The sequence below is a fragment of the Novosphingobium sp. JCM 18896 genome (assembly GCF_025938095.1).
GTDB lineage: Bacteria > Pseudomonadota > Alphaproteobacteria > Sphingomonadales > Sphingomonadaceae > Novosphingobium.
Genome location: NZ_JAPCZF010000006.1, coordinates 35,519 through 50,770, shown reverse-complemented (window position 1 = coordinate 50,770; position 15,252 = coordinate 35,519). Strand labels below are relative to the sequence as shown.

The window sequence follows — 15,252 nt, the reverse complement described above, 5'->3', positions numbered from 1 at the left end:
CACTTGAGGTCGAACGAAAGGTGATTCAATGGCGAACTTTCGAGCATCTGCGGACCATGCGCGGACCACGGGAGAAGAGGCCCTAGCGCACGCCCTGGCATTGCTGGCGCAGCCGACGCCAGCCAAGCGCAGGCTCCCCCTACCTGACGATGGTCTGGTCTACTTCATCCAGGCTGGCGAGAATGGTCCGATCAAGATCGGCACGACCACCAACCTGCGTATGCGCGTCAAGAAACTCCAGCAGGCTCAGGCCGAGAAGCTGGCGGTTCGCGCTCTGCGGAAAGGCGGGGTGGCTACCGAGCGCAAGTATCATGCCCGGTTCAAAGCGCATCATAAGCGAGGCGAATGGTTCAATCCCGCCCCTGAGATCCTGGCCGAGATTGAGCGGTTGCAGGGAGAGGTGGCATGAGCCGCGTCGAGCACATCGGGCGGGCGACGCTGTATCTCGGTGATTGCCGGGAGGTTCTACCGACGCTGGGCAAGGTCGATGCCGTCGTGACCGATCCGCCGTATGGGCTTGGCGACAAATGGCAGGGCGGCGCCGCGGGCACGAAAGCTAGCTGGAAACTGAATGATGGCGGCTCTGAAATGGGTTGGGACGTAGAGGCTCCGACCGAGGTTGTGCTCGGCCTCCCAGATCTTGCGGAGCATTCCATAATCTGGGGTGGCAACTATTTCTCGCTCCCGCCTCGTCGCGGTTGGCTCCTGTGGGACAAGATTGTCCGTGAGTTCACGAGTGGACACGCCGAACTCGCGTGGACGACGCTCGATCAACCCGTGCGTGCATTCAACTTTGCGCATGCCCAACTTGCCAGCGAGGGCAAGTCGCATCCAACCCAAAAGCCGCTTCGCTTGATGAAGTGGTGCCTCGGCTTCCTGCCTGATGCGCAGACCATCCTCGACCCGTTCATGGGCTCTGGCACGACCGGCGTCGCTGCAGTCCAGATGGGGCGCCAGTTCATCGGCATTGAGCGCGAGCCCAAGTATTTCGACATCGCCTGCAAGCGCATTGAGGACGCCCAGCGCCAAGGCGACATGTTCATGGAGAGCGCGGCATGACCGAGCACCGTTACCCCCTGGTCGCCAAAGACAAAGCGCAATGGAAATACGGGCCTTGGTGCATCGAGTATCGGCCCAAGCCAATCCTGCCGACTGCTTGGGACTTCGACTGGTGGCACGACGATTTCGATGGCGCGCCTGATGCGGGTGATACTCGCCGCGGCTCTGTCGGATCACTTGAGGACTGCCTGGAGGCAATTCACGAATGGGAGGACGATCAGTTACCTGCTGGGCTGAGTCCGAACTATCGGCAGCCCGCTGATGGCTACGCAACCGCCTTCTATGAACTCGCCGCGCTCATGGGCATTCCGGCTCAGGCGCGATCACCGAAAGAGGTCTGGGACAGCGAAATGTTGCCTAGGCTCAAAGCTGCTTTGGCCTGCCAGCCCGCAACCGAGGGGCTACGGGATGACACATGCGGGTCCGACGAAAGGCTCTCATCATGAGCGAAGCATACCGAGACTGGACGATCAGCAACGGGCAATGGCCTGAACCAGCATGGATGGCGCTCGGCCCGAACTACGATGCCTGGATCGATGACGACGGCGAGTGGTGCGACAACGGCGAGAAGGCTTACGCTGACAGCCGCGAGGATCTGATCGCCGAAATAGATGCCAAGATTGAGGAGGCATCATGACCCTTACTGAAATCGAGCGGTTGAATGGGGGTGTGGAATGAGGTTCTGGCAAGCCTTGGTTGTCGCGCAGTTAACCGCCGGTTCGGTCTACGCGGATCGCTATCCGGCCGGGCTTCACCACTTCGCTGTCGAAGGCGGGGCGTTGCTCATCGGGGCAATCATGTGGGTTGTCCTCAAGTGGACGTTCGGTCCGAGCCACCAGCCCAACGTCACGACGGAGGACCGCTGATGACCACCACTCCCGGGCGATGCCCTGACGGGCCGGGCTCTCACCCTTCGGGCCGAGCCAGCGATGCTGGTGAGGAAGGGACAGCATGATCTTCTCGGTTGAGCCCTTTGACCACTGGCGGCCGGGAGACCGAGCCTACTGCCTGCATGGCCTACATAAGGACGATCAGCAGATCGTGGAGGCTGGCAAGATCTATGCCGTGGTCGAGGCGCAGCAGTTCCCCGGCATGATGAACGATGGCCTCAAGCTAGCGGGGATCGAACCACGCTTCTGGAGCGGTCGGTTCGTCTGCCTGCGTGGTCGGCCTCCCTACGCCAAGCAACTCGCTGAGCGCACCCGTCGTGGCTGGTATGAGGCTTATCGTCTTTGCAGTGATGCGAGAAACGCCACAGCGCGAAAGGAAGGGGAATGAGCGAGGAACTGCCCGAGGGCTGGATTGCGCATGATGGTGGTCCGATGCCTGTTGCGCCTCACATTCCGTGTCGCGTGATCCTCAAGACGCACTCAGGGGCAGTGGAGCATTCGTACATGCTCTCAGCAAAGGAATGGCATTGGGAGATACCTACGAACCTAACCGGATCAATCCAGGCCTACAAACCGGAGCGCCCCCATGAAGGATAACAGCAATACCGTCAATAACTTATGGCAATCCCTACGGGCCGGGCTTTCGTGCTATCGCATGAAGCCGGTCCCCGTCTTCACCCTCTCGGGCTTCAATCCCTATTGCGGAGGCACCGATGTGCACTGAACTTCACGTCCGCGACGGCAATCACTGGATCGAGCAAGCGCGCGAACTGGCGGCACTGGTAGGTCGGGAGAATGTCCTGTGGTTCGGGGATGATGAAAGCATTGTCAGCGAACCGGCAGATATGGCGGGCGACGATCTATCTTTCTGCCTCTGTCCGATCGCAGTTGAAGAGACCATGCGAGCCGCAGGGTACGAGGTGGTCGAGGGGTGGTGCGAGCCTGAGCAAGTCGATCTTGTCGCCTTCCTCCCACCGAAAGGCCCAGCCAATGACTAATACCGACCCGACGCGGCGCATCGTGGGCATTGAGCGCAGAACCGCTCAGGAGGTGTTCGACATCATGGTCGATCGTATCCGCTCCTCCCGTACTGATGGGGAGGAAAGGAAGGCGATCGTGGCGTGGTTGGAGGCGGAAGCGGACGAGAGCCGAAAGGGAGTAGATACGGCCAGCGCAGACATGGCAATGCTCTACGTTTCGAGAGCCGCCTACTACGACCAAGCCGCAGGAATGATCAAGAGAGGCGTCCACCATAGAGGTAAGGCTCTCTCTGATCTGGCAGAGGGGGATGCGGAGTTGATTGGGGGTGAGCGGTGAGCGAGGCCGACGAGATCGACGCTTGGCTCGTGAAGCGTTTGGCCGCCCTGCGTGAACCGCTGCTCGATCGGGTGTCTAAGCGAGACACCAAGAGCCGCGAATACCTGATCATGCTCGGGCAGCACCAAGCGTTCATGACGGCGAGGTCATTCATCAGCGCCGGCCGGAAGCAGGCCAAGCAATAACGGCCGGGGCACTGTTAAGCGGGCCACCCCAGCGAGGGCCGCGTCCCTCCCTTTCGGCACGCATTTCCTACACGGAAATCACTTGATACACCAGCGCCATGGACCAGCCTGATCGAATTCGAGCTCGTGCTTTCCGCATAGCCAAGCAGGGACCGTGGGGACGGCGGCAGGCAAAGCGGTTGCTAAGGCTTGCCTCCGAAGTCGACACGATCGAGTTTGGAGCGTCGGTCAGCGAGGCGTAGAACCGCCGCGTCGGATGACGGATCCTCTCTCCGACATGTGAGGCCGCCGGGTGGGCGAGACGCTCGGCGGTCTTTCTCATTCATCGGCGGGCGGAGACCATCTCCCGGTCCGTATATCGTCCATCGCGGATCCGGTCCTGGTCGGCCAGGTCTCGACGTCGCGCACGCCGCAGTTCGAGCACTTGAGCCGCGCGACCACGGCCGACAGCTTCTCGGTGAGATCGCCCGGCGGCAGGTCGGGCCCCCACGGCATGCCCGTAAGCTGGTGCACCGATCGCTCTGACCACTTCTGGCATGAACGGCAATGGACCAGGAGATTGCATCTGTGCCGCTGCAGATCGGCGAGGGTGTCGATTCGCATGGTCGGGTCATAGCTGAAACGAAAAAGGCGCCCCAGCCTGAGCCGAGACGCCTTGAGCTTCCACGCTGTTGGTGGAGGGTATCAGCCGGGGCAATCGACATCCATGCCAGTGTCGCGGAAAAACCGACACAACCTCACGCCTGCTGCATAGAGTCGATCTCCCCTAGCTTCCAACACGGAGTTATAGCGATCGTTCGCAGCCGGATCGGTCAGCACATCGGCGCCGGGCTTTGGCTTCGCCTCGGTCATCGCGACTACATCTGCGCGCGGTGGAAACGGCAGCGGCTTCGACGCGCAGCCGGCGACGGCGAGACAGAGAACGATCGCGCGCTTCATGAGCACTTCTCCTGGTATACCGCGTTCTTGGCCAGTTCGCGCGCCGTGTAGGCCTGCCGAAACCGAGCGCAGTTCAGGGCCAGCGTCGTGGGCGGGAGCTTGGCGCGCTGATCGACGGGTTTCGCCGCCTCGGATGCCGCAGCGGTTGCAATGGCGTCCTCCCGGTCCTTGCTCGCGATGATGCCGGTGATGGTGTCGGCCGCGCGCTGTTCGGCGCTGGTGCTGTAGGCCGCGATGGCATCTGTGGCGCGCCCTTGCTCGTGCTTCTCGATCACGCTGGCGTCGTAGATCGCTTTCCCGGCCCACAGGAGGCCGAGAGCGGCGATGATGACCGCCAACCACTGGAATGGCTGGCGAAGCTTCTCCGGCACGCCCCAGGACGTCAGCAGGGGGATGAGGAGGTTCATAACTTGCCCTCGTTTTGTTTTTGAGCTACAAATGGGCATGCCGATTGACCGCCAATGCCCGACGTGCGGGGCCACGTTCCAGACGTACGCATCGAAGCTCGCCCAAGGTCGGGGCAACTATTGCTCGCGTGCGTGCAACGCGAAAGCGAACCTTCTAAGACGAGGTGCGACACGGCATGGTCGTTGCGACACGGGCGAGTATCGATCTTGGGCGGCGATGCTGCAGCGGTGCGAGAATCCAAAGGCTGGGAAGTACCATCAGTATGGTGCTGCAGGCGTAAATGTCTGCGAGCGCTGGCACAGTTTCCAAGCGTTCTTTGACGATATGGGGCCACGCCCTTCCGGCATGACGATTGACAGGATCGACGGCTCCAAAGGTTATGAGCCGGGAAATTGCCGATGGGCAACGCCAGCCCAACAGCAAGCCAATCTCCGCAACAACGTGATGATAGAGTACCAAGGTCAGCGGTGGACACGAGCCCAACTCGCGAGACATCTACACGTGCACGCAACAACGCTGGCCTACCGCGTGGAACATTGGCCGGTTGACCGTTGGGCAGAGGCAACTGGACGCTAGTCATCGGCCAAGTAGAGCTGCGCCTCAGCGGCGCGGCGGCGAACCAGTCCTTTCATGACCTTCCCGTCATTCATGCGCCAGGCATGAAAGGCAGCCGCCGCACCAGCATGATCGCCAGCCTTGTGCTTGCGCAGGACGGTGGACTTTTTCAGCGCGTCGAGACCGATGTTGTAGGCGAGCGAAACCAGGGCCTCGAACTGCGACTGATCCGTGGGAGCGTCACCGATCAATGCGTCCACTCGTGCGGCAAACTTCGCGAGGTCTTCGGCAAAGCGCGCGTCAGCCTGCGCCTGCGTCCACCGCACGCCCTTGGCGATGCCGGGGCCGGTCGACCCATAGCCGATCGTCCAAGGGTTGCCGTCCTTGCTGCCCGGGTCAGGGTACGCCTCAAGCTGGCAGCCTTCGAACTGGTGCATCAGGTCGATGCCGCGTTGACCTACCTGACGGCCAGTCGGCGGCGGCTGCGCGAACTGCGGCGTCACGTTCGCAAGCGCCCGGTCGATTGCAGCGTCCAGCTGCTGCACCTCGGCCAGCGTGAAGCCTTGGCCTTTGCGCAGCGCCTTGACGGCCTGGAAAATCTCGCGCCGATCAATGAGGCTCATCGGGCATACTCCGGCAGCGTATCGTCAGGCACGACGGCCAACTCAGGCTGCACGGGGGGAGCCGGTGCAGGCGGTGTCGCCGGGTTGCTGCCGGTCTGCTCGATGACCTTCGACGCGGCGACATTGCGGTCCTTGATGGCGACCGCAGCAGCAGTGCCACCCGCAACGACAGCCAGGCCGCCGGGGAACGCGAGGCAGTAGGCAGTGAGGTCAAACGGCTTGCCCAGCCACAGCACCTCATAGCCGACGAAAATGTGCGCGCCGATGACGTAGACGATGCCGCCGAAGAACCCGACCAGTCGGTTGAGTTCGTAGTCGCCGGAGATCCCCTTAAGGGCTTCGGTCAGTCCCTTCATTGTTTCGCGCCTCCCTGATGATAGGCTTCGAGCTTCGTGACGCGACGGTCCAGTTCATCGACACGCCCGTCTTTCACCGCGCCGCTGACCATGCGCTCGTCCATCCGCGCGAGCGTCTGCTGCATTCCGCTGACGCTGGAGACGAGCCAGAAGCCGATGCCGATGATTGCGGCGGCACCGAGCCCGGCGATCGCGCCGACCAGCCATTTGACGAGAGGATGGATGGGAGGCTCCTTAGCCGCTGGCTGAAACCTCTCCGCCATCCTGTCAGCCAACGTGACGAATGACGCTTCGACGACTTGCTCGACGATAAGGCGTGTCTGAGCTGCATCGCCGGTATTCGACATCAGCCCGGCCACCCCACCGTCAGGTCGATCGCCTGCACCGCCTCGACCGAGGTGGCGGCAAGGATCGCATCGTTCAGCGTCAACTCGTTATCGAAGCATGCCTTGATGTGCGCCTTGACCGCCGATCCGACCATGAGGACTGCCGCAGCTGGCACGTTGCGGACCCAGATCGCGTTCGCCATCTTGAAGCTCCAGACGAACTCGTCGTCCTTCTCGGCTTCGCCCATCGCCTGATACAGTTCGGTGCGAACCTCGCGATCCGTCCTGATCTGCACCGGCTGCCCATTGTAGGGAATGACGATCCCTGCGACCTCGTGCTGCCAGCGGATGTTGGCAAGGTCGGCCAGCCTCGCCGCCTTGGCCTCGGCCAGCGTCGGTACGGGCAGGTCATAGGGAACCTCGTTTACCTGACCGGTGATCGGGTTGAGGATGATTTCGAGACCGTCAGCCATGATCACTTCCCCCAAACGCGAATGGTGCCGGCAGTGCCGGTGTCGTTGCCAGCCCAAAGGAACCGGATGCCTTTGGCGCCACCGGTTACGGTCACTGATGCGGAATTGAGGCTGGTTTGCCCCAAGTTCGGATTGCCAAACACGCGGATCAGGTCGTGGCCATAACCCCAAATGTTCACGTGCCCCGTGAATGGAGTGGCGCTACTGATATTTGACGCGACAGCCCCCGCGCTTTGCCATGTGGTTCCGTCGTAAAGCTGCACGAGCAAGGATCGGGGCCCGCCGGAACTCTGCTGCACGCCGGCCAGATCAACCAGGAGATCGGCATAGTTGTTTGGCAGAGGGTTGATCGTCCACGAAGTGCCAGAGGCCGTGGAAATTGGTGAACCAATCAACTCCCACTGCTCACGAACGACAGGCGCTCCGACCGCGTAAATCTGCCAGTCGGTGAATGTCCCCGAGCCGCCCGTCTGCTGCACGTCGAGCGTCAGCGGGTTGCCATCCGAAACGTCATAGGCCGTGATGGGGCCGCTCATGTAATTCGCCGGATTGGCCTGCGACCGGATCAGCAGCCATTGGGTCGGCCGCCAGAGCTTGCCGGCCTGCGTTACGAAGGACTTTGCGCCCGTTCCGATGGTGATTGACGTCGTCGAACTGCCGCGCATTTCGCTGGCATCGTCGGTGGCCATCAGGTCGTAGAGATCCCTCACCGTCTCAGTATCGGCCGCCACCTGCGCGGCCTGAGCGTCGATCGCTGCAGCGGTCTCGTTCATCGCCGTTGCCTGCGCGTTCTGCGCCTCGGAATAATCGGGCAGAGCGTCGAGGAACGTGACGACGTTCTCTTGGAACTCGGGCTCGGGTTGATCCCCACGAAGCGGGACGGGCTCAAGAACTGGTACGAGAGGAATGGTCATGTCGCGCCCTCAATTTCGAGACGGTATTTGTCGATGCCGTAGGTAAGGAAGGTGAAGTTGGCGTCGTTCGCGTAGCCCCAGATGATCCCGCGCGTGTATTCGGGCGTCATCACGAAGACGACGAGCGTCAGGTCGAGGTCATCGAGAAATGACTTGATGTCGTCGACGTCATCGTTGCCCGAAAGCCACATGTCGAACGAGCCACGCTTGGCGTTCGGTCGCCGCGACGTCGGCGTCCATTTGCCGTACTTGTCGAAGCCGGGGATGCTGAACTTCTTGTTGCCGACGCTCGACCCGTATTCGGCCTTGCCGATATATTTGCCGAGACCAATGCGAATGAGGCCGATGCCAACTTCGCCGGGTCCGGTGATCGTGATCGTGTAGGTGAGGCCGGACATCGTCGGAATATCCATCACGACCTTGTCCCGGATGTAGGCGTAGGGCGTGTAGAAGTAGGTCCAGAGATCGACGATGCCGTTGCTGCTGAGCAGCGAGAACGTCTTGTTGTAGACCTCGTCGCCATCCTTCGTGACCACGACCGAAAGCGACGTGCCGACTAGGTTGAGGAGCGCGATACGGTTGGTGAACGCTGCGGCGCTGATCACAAAAGTCAGGCTGCTCGCGCGGGTCGTTTTCGTCCGATAGCTGTCGTCAAATACGGCATATCGGTTCGTTGGGCCGGCGTCCGCCCACTTCGCGCTTGGCGGCATGTCCGTGTTGCCATCCTCCAAGCTCTCATAGATCCGGTTCGTCGTATCGAGCCGCTTCTGGACGCCGATGTTGTACGATCCAGCGGTCCACAGCGGCACCGTTTCGGTCGCGGTCGTCGAGACCAGCGTCATTACCGCGGGGTTGATGACCTCGCTCATGCCGCCGGCTCCAGAACGACCACGCCAGCGCCGCCGTTAAAGGCGTCGTCGATGGTCGAGGTTTGCGTCTGTAGCTCGACAACCTGATCGGCACCGATGGCGTTCTGCCGCTCAAGCAGGTCAATCACGCGATCGAGCTTCTCGGCCGTGATCCCGCCTAGACGCTCCTGCTCCTCGCGGAAGCCATCAGGCATGGTTGCCATCCAGCTGCCGCGCCCGCCGGTTTCCTGCATCTGACGCAGGTACCAGGACATGGCGCTCGCGCCTTGGTTGGCCTGGGCATCAGCGAGATTTGCCGTGTTGAGGCTGCCCTGGCGAAGGAAGGCGATCTGGCGCTGGTAATCGGCCAGCGAGCCCGCCTGGTTCTCGGCCATCGGCAGGTAGGCCTTGATCAGTTCGGGCAGAACCGCGGCGTTACCGGCCTTCATCGCCGCCTGGATCTGGCTGAGCAAAACGGTCGGGTCCGTCTGCGTGGCCTCGTCGAAGATCTGGTTGGCGTAGGTGCGCAGTTCGGCGCTTGCCTTGTATGCGGCGTCGGCGACCGACTGGATCATGTTGGCGAACATGCTGGTCGCCTCGGTGGCCTGCTGTTGCTGCTCCATCAGACGATCCGTCTCGTGGATCATCCGCAGCATCTGCCGCTCCTGCTCGGTCTGCGCCGAGTTCAGCTCCTGCATGTTCTCCAGGGCCTTGGCGGTCGCTTCGTCGCCCTGAGCACGAGACAGGCGGATTTGCAGGGCGAGGATACGGTCCGAAGCCGCCGCCGCTTCCTGAGCCGCCTGTGCCTCGTCCTGCAGCGACGCGATCAGGTCGTACCGAGCCCGCAGCGTCTCATCGATCTGCTCGCGCTCCAGCTCGCGCGCGATGGCCGTGGCCTTGATGGCATCGCCCTGCAGGCGCGCGATCTCGGCATCCATGGATCGGGCCTGGCGTTCGAGGTCGAGGGTGTCTTCGGCGTACTTCTCGACGATTTCCTTGCGCTTCAAACCATACAATTCTTCGACGCGCGCCAAGTCTTCGCCCGCTTCCGTCGCCGTCGTGCGGAGTTCGGTGAACGCCTTGTCCAGCTGCGTTAGAGCGTAGCCCTGCGGATCCTTGATCGACGAAAGCTCGTCGAAGGCGGATTGCAGGTTCATGTAGCGCTGGATCTGCTGCTCGACGTCACCCGAGGTGAGGAACTTCTTCACGCCCTCAGAGAGACCAGCAAAGGCCCCATCCTCGATCGCGTTCTGGATGGCCCACTTGAGCGCGCCAGCTTCGTCCTTGCCGAAATCAATGGTGTCGCGCTGGAACGTGGTGCCGATCTTGCCGTTCACCGTGCCCGGGTTAACGTTGATTTTGCCGTTCGTGACGCCGATAGACACAGCATACTGGTCAAGCGTCGTGTTCAGCATCTTGGCCAGGTTCTGCAGCGACGTGTTCAGCGCGTTACCCAGCGAGTCCGCGCCCGACTTGGCGTCGCTGTTGTTGCCGCGCAGCGAGACGCCGCTCGCCGTGACGACCGAACTGCCGTACTTGTCCTTCTTGAAAATGCTCTCGACTAGGCTCGTGAAGATGCCGAGCGGGCCGCCCTTGAAGCCGACGATGTCGCCGATCAGCTGGTTGGCCGAGACAGCAAGGCCAAACGCGCCGAGGGCTTCGGTGAACGCGCCTTTGCCGCCAAAGAACTTGTCCAGCGTTCCCTCGAACTTGCCGAGGAAGTTCTTGCCGAAGTCGGTTTGGTTGAGGAGGTTTAGCGTCGACCCAAGAGGCCCCCTGACGTTTCGGAAATCTCCTACCTGCAGCCCGGTTATTACCGCCGCGATGTCACTTAGCGTTCGGCCTGCGCCGCCAAGGCCATCTAGGTATTCGAGAGTTCTTTCCAGCTGCTCATTCCAACGCAACGTCGCGTCCGCAGCATCCGTGATATGCTTCGTGCGCTCCGCGTTGTCGCGAGCGAGTTGATCGGAAAAAATGGAGCGCTGCACAGCCTCAATCTGCAGTAGGCCAGGCAGCAGCTTTGCGGCCATGTCGGCCTGCATGTCGTAAAGGGCCTGCCACTCACGCGTCGCGGCTTCGCGTGCTGCCTTGGCAGCTTTCTCTGCGGCCTCGGCTGCATCGTCCTGCAGCCTACGTACCTGATCAGGGGCGAGGCGCTTTATCCCGAAGGCGATATGGAAATGGTCGCTGTGGCCCTTGTCGCCGGGTCCGAGCAGTTCCTTGATCTGGATTCCGAGCGGTTCAAGTTGTTGGCGGATCCATTCTTTCGTGATCGGCCGGCCGTTGACCGTCAGCGGAATGTCGATGGCCTGGCCGATTAGGTGATATGAGTTTTTCGCGCCCCCGACACCTGCGTTGCGCGATGCGGAGCGCAGGCCGCTCGTAATCGTGGTGCCAAGCGCGCGGGCGATCTCCTCACCCGTCACCTTGGCGAGCTTCATCGTCTCATCAGCCCGCTTGCGCGTGCTTTCAGTGATTGCCTTCTGGGCCGCTTCCTCGCGCCGCCCCAGGTCGGTCAGGGCATTGCCCAGTTCGTTGACGTCGGTGATTGAGGATCGGGCCTGATTACGCAGGATATCGAAACCGGCCTTCAACTTCGCCGAGGGGTCAAGGCGCAGCGCGGCGATGGCCTCTGCCGTCTTGATAGTGATCTCGCTCGCGCTGCGTTCAAGCTCGCTGATCGCGGCGACGTTCTCGCGAATCTTCGCCTCGACTTCTGCTTGCTTGCGAAGGGCGAACATCAGCCCTTCGCCACTGCCGGTCTGAGCCGCGATGTCGGCTTCCAGCTTAGCCGCTTCGAGTTCTGCCAGATACTTGGTGCGTGATGCAGCTGCACTCTTGAGTTTGCCTGCTGTTGCTAGCGCTTCGGTCTGGATCTGATCGAGCGTCAGAACGCGGGTTTTCGCCTGCTCGTCATTGTAGGCCTTCGCTGCCTTGCGAACCTCTTCCCACGACGACTTGCTGTCGTTGAGGACGTCGACAAACGAACGCTGAGCCCGCTCGTTCTTCTTGGTCGACTCCTCGCCCTTGAGCATTTCGAAGCCGAACGAGGCGGCTAGCGCGATAGCCGAGGTAAGGGCAATGCCCCAAGGGCCGCCCATGAACGCCGCGAACTTGTTGGCGGCCTGGCCCGAGGCGTTGAGCTGGCTGACGATATCAGGAAGCTGGATCGCCAGCGCCTGGATCGCATTGCCGCCGGCCATCACCTGCTGCGCCATTTGGCTGAACTGCTGAGCCATCATGCGGCCCTGACCGCTGGCTTTGTTCATTCCCGCCGCGGCATCCTGTGCGGCGCGCGCCATGTTTGAGGCGGCTCGGCCAGACTTGTTGAAGCCCGCCTCTGCGCCGCCGGTCATCGCATCGATGGCACGCTGAGCGTCCTTCATGTCCTTTTGCAGGCGCGTGATGTCTGCCGCCATCTGGATCTCGAGCGTGGCGACGCGGTTGGATGCCATTGGCGATCCTTTCATCAAGGTGATGACGAGGCGGCCGATCCGCGCTAAGTCGCGAGCGGGAGACCTCTATGATTTGGTTTATCGCTTGCCTTGCGACGTCGGTTGATAACGTCGCCTGTCAGAACCCGATGCAGGTTGCAGATGAGGCTACCTGCCGCGCTCTTGAAGCGGCCTACCGGAAGAACGCCGAAGCGCTTTACCGAGCAGTTCGAATTCAGACCAACTGCGTCCCCGCTACCTCTTCCGCGCAGTCAGCGCCGAAACCATAGCCTTGAACTGATCACCTACCTTGTCCCGCACCACCTTGGGCGGGGCGTCGGTAAAGGGCGGCGGGCACAACGGCGCTCGAGCCTCGTGCCGTTGGCTGATGAATGCCTCCGACAAGCGTCGGATTGTCTTCGCCTCCCAAGGATCCAAATCAATCCCGGTCAGCCGCGACCATGCGTCCATCGCTTCCCAGCCAATCGGACCCTCGCCCATGCCGGCCGGGACAGTCGGGCCAATCTCCATCAGCCAGTCCGTGATGTGCGGGGCGGGGTTCGGCGGGAGCACGATCGGTTCATCACGCTCCCGCTTCGCTGCTATGCGGGACTTAGATTCGGGCCGCTTGCCCTTGCCGCTGTGCTCAACAGACGGGGCCGTGTTGAGCCAGGCGATTTGACGGGTCCAGAGTTCTAGTTGCTCGTGGACCCACTCGTAAAAGCCGCCCAGTCGCGGCTATCGCCGTCCATCTGATCGCGGATGTAGCCGAGCTGAGGGTGCGAATAGATCGCTTTGACCATCGCCTTGGCGCCGGTCTCGCCTTCGGCCAGCGGCACGGAGACATTTATGAACTCTTCGGTCACCGCGCAGAGGAATTCGATGACGTCCTCGGGCGCGTCGGCTGCCGCTTCGATCTTGCCGCCGTTCTCGCGAACGCGCTTCATCGACTTGCGGCGACGTGCGGCGTTGGCGACTTCCCAGACCTTCGACGCGGGGGAGTGCACGCGCGCGAAAGCGGGCTGGCCAGCGTCATCGACAAGGGGTGAACCGTCCTGCGCCTTGATCTGGATGAGACCAACAGTCGGGACGAGCTTCTGAGTGAGATCGATGGGCATTCGAGGATCCTTTCACGGAAGGGCGCCACCGGCCCGACGCTCCGTGACGAGCCGGGCCGGTGACAAAGGGGCCGGCCCGAAGACCGGCAAGGTTGGGAGAGGAGCAAACCTCCCGCTCACGGGCGGAAGAGGGATCAGGCCGGCTCGACGTAGACGATGCCGTCCGTGGTCTGGTTGACGATCGTATATTCGAGCGTGACCGAGCGGGTAGCGACAGTGTTGACGTCGCCGTAGCTCTTGGGGCCGCCCATCACGAGCGCGCGAGCGTAGATGTCGCCGAGCAGCGGGTGACTGATCTTCACCGAATAGACGGTGTCCGAATTGGTCGCAGTGTCGACGAGGGTCTGGCCTGCATCGTCGGCGTCGAGCGCATAGACGATGGTCTGCGACCCGATAGAATAGCCCCCCTTCGCCTTGCGCATGCCGCGCTCACCGATGGGCTGGTGCGTGACCAGTTCATAGACGCGGCTCGGAATTTCGCCGAGGTCGGTAACTTCGCCGACGGTGGTGAAGGTCAGGGCTTCATAGCCGGCTTCGGTGTAGGTAGCGGGTGCGGCAGCCGAAAGGGCAAGCGTCGTCCCGGCAGCAGTTGCGAACGTCATGGGGTTTCACTCCAGGTTGAAGCGCCCAGTTCACGGCCGGGGCATGGCATTGCCGGGAACGGCAATCTCGTGTCAGGCGGGCTTGGCGTCCGCCTTGGTCTCGGTGGTCTTGGCGCCCGCCTTGTCGACCCAACCGATCCCGTCGGGGCCGAGGTCGTCGAACTGGTTCTGGGGCAGCGTCACGGTCGCGCCATGCTCATGGAATTCATCACCGATGCGGGCACCGCGGGCGCGGGTCACGACGGCGTTGACGGTCTTGGCCATGGTATTTCTCCTATCGAGCTTCGTTGAACTTCACGATCACGTCCTGGTCCGACATTCGGATCGAGGCCTCGTCGTTCATGTAATCGCCGCCGGTACCGTCGGTGTGGACGGTGACATGCTGGAGCCCAGCGACCTCGGGCGCTTGATCGGCCAGAGCTTTGCGAACCTTGCGGATGAGTGCTTTGACGGTCGGGTAGTTCGGCGACATCGCCGTCACCCGGACGCGCTCGCGAACAAACCGGGTCGCGCCAGGCGCGGGGATGTTCTCGTCAACCGACGAAATGCTGCTGATCGACAGAGCGGGAAGCGTGATCCCGAGCGGCATGGGGCCAGCGGCGATGCGCGATGCCGGGACCGTTGCAAGAAGATCGGAGGACGCGAGCAGAAGCTGGCGCACCACTGCAACGCCGTCGCTCATGCTGCCTCTTCCTCGTCTACCGCTACAGCCGGCGCTTGGATCGTGCCCCAGTTGAGGTAGCGGGCGATGTAGTCGCCCACCTCATTGATCGCCGCGTCTCCCTTGATGTCGACGGCCGGTGTCATGAACGGCTTGGCCGCAAAACCAGGGTGCATCACCTCGCCGCTCACAAAGTTGCGGCCGATCTTGAGCGCCCCGGAGCCGTCCCGAACAGTGATGAGGTGAGGCGAGACGCCGCGCTCCATCCAGAGGCCGAGATAGGAATGCTCGCCCTTGAGCTTCACTTTGGCGATGACCTGGCCGGTCTTGCGATTGGTGTCGCGTGTGGTCTTGATCGACTTGCGCAGCTTGCCGGTGGCAGTGCTGTCCGCAACCTGAGCTCGCGCCTCGTCTCGCAGCACTCGCACGCCAGCGGCTAGCCCGTTGCGCATGATTTTGGTTTCGATTTCGACGGGGAGCTGCTGCAGAAGGTCGTGCATTTTTGCGCCGCCGACCATCTTCATGTCGAAGAAGCCCGCCATGG

The 15,252-nt window shown here is 62.0% G+C and carries 24 protein-coding genes; 9 read left to right on the top strand and 15 right to left on the bottom strand.

Annotation, left to right across the window (positions count from 1 at the left end):
• Window positions 1-28 precede the first annotated feature (28 nt).
• The 9 genes from OLX23_RS20090 to OLX23_RS20050 all read left to right on the top strand — a co-directional run bounded on the left by OLX23_RS20090 (window position 29) and on the right by OLX23_RS20050 (window position 3,451).
• On the top strand, window positions 29-409 hold the full coding sequence (locus tag OLX23_RS20090; protein ID WP_264446904.1) for a GIY-YIG nuclease family protein: 381 nt from the start codon (window positions 29-31) through the stop codon (window positions 407-409).
• Entirely contained in the window at window positions 406-1,059 is a 654-nt protein-coding gene (locus OLX23_RS20085; RefSeq protein WP_264446902.1) for a DNA-methyltransferase, read from the top strand. The genes OLX23_RS20090 and OLX23_RS20085 overlap by 4 nt, the downstream gene beginning before the upstream one ends.
• Entirely contained in the window at window positions 1,056-1,505 is a 450-nt protein-coding gene (locus OLX23_RS20080) for a hypothetical protein (protein ID WP_264446900.1), read from the top strand. Before OLX23_RS20085 ends, OLX23_RS20080 begins: the two co-directional genes overlap by 4 nt.
• Window positions 1,502-1,696: a hypothetical protein gene (locus OLX23_RS20075; protein WP_264446898.1), complete on the top strand. Its 195-nt coding sequence runs from the start codon at window positions 1,502-1,504 to the stop codon at window positions 1,694-1,696. The genes OLX23_RS20080 and OLX23_RS20075 overlap by 4 nt, the downstream gene beginning before the upstream one ends.
• A gap of 37 nt (window positions 1,697-1,733) precedes the next feature.
• Window positions 1,734-1,925, top strand: a complete 192-nt coding sequence (locus OLX23_RS20070; RefSeq protein WP_264446896.1) for a hypothetical protein — start codon at window positions 1,734-1,736, stop codon at window positions 1,923-1,925.
• A gap of 85 nt (window positions 1,926-2,010) precedes the next feature.
• Window positions 2,011-2,337, top strand: coding sequence for a hypothetical protein (locus tag OLX23_RS20065; protein WP_264446895.1), 327 nt, complete (start codon window positions 2,011-2,013; stop codon window positions 2,335-2,337).
• Between the two features lie 325 nt (window positions 2,338-2,662).
• Complete coding sequence (locus OLX23_RS20060) at window positions 2,663-2,947, top strand: hypothetical protein (RefSeq protein WP_264446894.1); 285 nt, start codon at window positions 2,663-2,665, stop codon at window positions 2,945-2,947.
• Window positions 2,940-3,266, top strand: a complete 327-nt coding sequence (locus OLX23_RS20055; protein ID WP_264446893.1) for a hypothetical protein — start codon at window positions 2,940-2,942, stop codon at window positions 3,264-3,266. The genes OLX23_RS20060 and OLX23_RS20055 overlap by 8 nt, the downstream gene beginning before the upstream one ends.
• Window positions 3,263-3,451 carry a hypothetical protein gene (locus OLX23_RS20050; protein WP_264446892.1) on the top strand — a complete coding sequence of 63 codons (189 nt, stop codon included), beginning with the start codon at window positions 3,263-3,265 and terminating at the stop codon, window positions 3,449-3,451. Before OLX23_RS20055 ends, OLX23_RS20050 begins: the two co-directional genes overlap by 4 nt.
• A 318-nt stretch (window positions 3,452-3,769) precedes the next feature.
• Here OLX23_RS20050 and OLX23_RS20045 read toward each other — a convergent pair whose 3' ends face one another.
• The 15 genes from OLX23_RS20045 to OLX23_RS19975 form a co-directional block, all read right to left on the bottom strand.
• Complete coding sequence (locus tag OLX23_RS20045) at window positions 3,770-3,964, bottom strand: hypothetical protein (RefSeq protein WP_264446891.1); 195 nt, start codon at window positions 3,962-3,964, stop codon at window positions 3,770-3,772.
• A 171-nt stretch (window positions 3,965-4,135) separates the two neighbouring features.
• The gene (locus OLX23_RS20040; RefSeq protein ID WP_264446890.1) at window positions 4,136-4,390 is read right to left on the bottom strand and encodes a hypothetical protein; all 255 of its coding nucleotides are present in this window, start codon (window positions 4,388-4,390) and stop codon (window positions 4,136-4,138) included.
• On the bottom strand, window positions 4,387-4,797 hold the full coding sequence (locus OLX23_RS20035) for a hypothetical protein (protein WP_264446889.1): 411 nt from the start codon (window positions 4,795-4,797) through the stop codon (window positions 4,387-4,389). Before OLX23_RS20035 ends, OLX23_RS20040 begins: the two co-directional genes overlap by 4 nt.
• Window positions 4,798-5,370: 573 nt before the next feature.
• A complete protein-coding gene (locus OLX23_RS20030) occupies window positions 5,371-5,976 on the bottom strand; it encodes a lysozyme (RefSeq protein ID WP_264446888.1) in 606 nt (201 codons plus the stop codon).
• Entirely contained in the window at window positions 5,973-6,332 is a 360-nt protein-coding gene (locus OLX23_RS20025; RefSeq protein WP_264446886.1) for a hypothetical protein, read from the bottom strand. The genes OLX23_RS20030 and OLX23_RS20025 overlap by 4 nt, the downstream gene beginning before the upstream one ends.
• Window positions 6,329-6,679 carry a hypothetical protein gene (locus OLX23_RS20020; protein ID WP_264446885.1) on the bottom strand — a complete coding sequence of 117 codons (351 nt, stop codon included), beginning with the start codon at window positions 6,677-6,679 and terminating at the stop codon, window positions 6,329-6,331. Before OLX23_RS20020 ends, OLX23_RS20025 begins: the two co-directional genes overlap by 4 nt.
• Window positions 6,679-7,131, bottom strand: a complete 453-nt coding sequence (locus OLX23_RS20015) for a DUF4376 domain-containing protein (protein ID WP_264446884.1) — start codon at window positions 7,129-7,131, stop codon at window positions 6,679-6,681. Before OLX23_RS20015 ends, OLX23_RS20020 begins: the two co-directional genes overlap by 1 nt.
• A gap of 2 nt (window positions 7,132-7,133) precedes the next feature.
• Complete coding sequence (locus OLX23_RS20010) at window positions 7,134-8,045, bottom strand: hypothetical protein (RefSeq protein ID WP_264446883.1); 912 nt, start codon at window positions 8,043-8,045, stop codon at window positions 7,134-7,136.
• Window positions 8,042-8,914: a hypothetical protein gene (locus OLX23_RS20005; RefSeq protein WP_264446882.1), complete on the bottom strand. Its 873-nt coding sequence runs from the start codon at window positions 8,912-8,914 to the stop codon at window positions 8,042-8,044. The genes OLX23_RS20010 and OLX23_RS20005 overlap by 4 nt, the downstream gene beginning before the upstream one ends.
• Entirely contained in the window at window positions 8,911-12,348 is a 3,438-nt protein-coding gene (locus OLX23_RS20000; RefSeq protein WP_264446881.1) for a D-Ala-D-Ala carboxypeptidase family metallohydrolase, read from the bottom strand. Before OLX23_RS20000 ends, OLX23_RS20005 begins: the two co-directional genes overlap by 4 nt.
• Before the next feature lie 674 nt (window positions 12,349-13,022).
• A complete protein-coding gene (locus tag OLX23_RS19995) occupies window positions 13,023-13,445 on the bottom strand; it encodes a hypothetical protein (RefSeq protein ID WP_264446880.1) in 423 nt (140 codons plus the stop codon).
• Window positions 13,446-13,579: 134 nt separating this feature from the next.
• A complete protein-coding gene (locus OLX23_RS19990) occupies window positions 13,580-14,047 on the bottom strand; it encodes a hypothetical protein (RefSeq protein WP_264446879.1) in 468 nt (155 codons plus the stop codon).
• Window positions 14,048-14,119: 72 nt separating this feature from the next.
• Complete coding sequence (locus tag OLX23_RS19985) at window positions 14,120-14,311, bottom strand: hypothetical protein (protein WP_264446878.1); 192 nt, start codon at window positions 14,309-14,311, stop codon at window positions 14,120-14,122.
• Window positions 14,312-14,321: 10 nt separating this feature from the next.
• A complete protein-coding gene (locus OLX23_RS19980) occupies window positions 14,322-14,729 on the bottom strand; it encodes a tail completion protein gp17 (RefSeq protein ID WP_264446877.1) in 408 nt (135 codons plus the stop codon).
• Window positions 14,726-15,250 (bottom strand): HK97 gp10 family phage protein, encoded by a 525-nt coding sequence (locus OLX23_RS19975; RefSeq protein ID WP_264446876.1) that lies wholly within the window; start codon window positions 15,248-15,250, stop codon window positions 14,726-14,728. The genes OLX23_RS19980 and OLX23_RS19975 overlap by 4 nt, the downstream gene beginning before the upstream one ends.
• Between the last annotated feature and the right edge of the window lie 2 nt (window positions 15,251-15,252).

Excerpts from the sequence above, each read along its gene's own strand:
- OLX23_RS19975 (WP_264446876.1), bottom strand. The coding sequence starts at position 15,250 with ATGGCGGGCTTCTTCGACATGAAGATGGTCGGCGGCGCAAAAATGCAC.
- OLX23_RS20055 (WP_264446893.1), top strand. The coding sequence starts at position 2,940 with ATGACTAATACCGACCCGACGCGGCGCATCGTGGGCATTGAGCGCAGA.
- OLX23_RS19990 (WP_264446879.1), bottom strand. The coding sequence starts at position 14,047 with ATGACGTTCGCAACTGCTGCCGGGACGACGCTTGCCCTTTCGGCTGCC.
- OLX23_RS20060 (WP_264446894.1), top strand. The coding sequence starts at position 2,663 with ATGTGCACTGAACTTCACGTCCGCGACGGCAATCACTGGATCGAGCAA.
- OLX23_RS20085 (WP_264446902.1), top strand. The coding sequence starts at position 406 with ATGAGCCGCGTCGAGCACATCGGGCGGGCGACGCTGTATCTCGGTGAT.
- OLX23_RS20035 (WP_264446889.1), bottom strand. The coding sequence starts at position 4,797 with ATGAACCTCCTCATCCCCCTGCTGACGTCCTGGGGCGTGCCGGAGAAG.
- OLX23_RS19995 (WP_264446880.1), bottom strand. The coding sequence starts at position 13,445 with ATGCCCATCGATCTCACTCAGAAGCTCGTCCCGACTGTTGGTCTCATC.
- OLX23_RS20015 (WP_264446884.1), bottom strand. The coding sequence starts at position 7,131 with ATGGCTGACGGTCTCGAAATCATCCTCAACCCGATCACCGGTCAGGTA.
- OLX23_RS20040 (WP_264446890.1), bottom strand. The coding sequence starts at position 4,390 with ATGAAGCGCGCGATCGTTCTCTGTCTCGCCGTCGCCGGCTGCGCGTCG.
- OLX23_RS20030 (WP_264446888.1), bottom strand. The coding sequence starts at position 5,976 with ATGAGCCTCATTGATCGGCGCGAGATTTTCCAGGCCGTCAAGGCGCTG.
- OLX23_RS20075 (WP_264446898.1), top strand. The coding sequence starts at position 1,502 with ATGAGCGAAGCATACCGAGACTGGACGATCAGCAACGGGCAATGGCCT.
- OLX23_RS20090 (WP_264446904.1), top strand. The coding sequence starts at position 29 with ATGGCGAACTTTCGAGCATCTGCGGACCATGCGCGGACCACGGGAGAA.
- OLX23_RS19980 (WP_264446877.1), bottom strand. The coding sequence starts at position 14,729 with ATGAGCGACGGCGTTGCAGTGGTGCGCCAGCTTCTGCTCGCGTCCTCC.
- OLX23_RS20025 (WP_264446886.1), bottom strand. The coding sequence starts at position 6,332 with ATGAAGGGACTGACCGAAGCCCTTAAGGGGATCTCCGGCGACTACGAA.
- OLX23_RS20005 (WP_264446882.1), bottom strand. The coding sequence starts at position 8,914 with ATGAGCGAGGTCATCAACCCCGCGGTAATGACGCTGGTCTCGACGACC.
- OLX23_RS20020 (WP_264446885.1), bottom strand. The coding sequence starts at position 6,679 with ATGTCGAATACCGGCGATGCAGCTCAGACACGCCTTATCGTCGAGCAA.
- OLX23_RS20065 (WP_264446895.1), top strand. The coding sequence starts at position 2,011 with ATGATCTTCTCGGTTGAGCCCTTTGACCACTGGCGGCCGGGAGACCGA.
- OLX23_RS20000 (WP_264446881.1), bottom strand. The coding sequence starts at position 12,348 with ATGGCATCCAACCGCGTCGCCACGCTCGAGATCCAGATGGCGGCAGAC.
- OLX23_RS20070 (WP_264446896.1), top strand. The coding sequence starts at position 1,734 with ATGAGGTTCTGGCAAGCCTTGGTTGTCGCGCAGTTAACCGCCGGTTCG.
- OLX23_RS20080 (WP_264446900.1), top strand. The coding sequence starts at position 1,056 with ATGACCGAGCACCGTTACCCCCTGGTCGCCAAAGACAAAGCGCAATGG.
- OLX23_RS19985 (WP_264446878.1), bottom strand. The coding sequence starts at position 14,311 with ATGGCCAAGACCGTCAACGCCGTCGTGACCCGCGCCCGCGGTGCCCGC.
- OLX23_RS20010 (WP_264446883.1), bottom strand. The coding sequence starts at position 8,045 with ATGACCATTCCTCTCGTACCAGTTCTTGAGCCCGTCCCGCTTCGTGGG.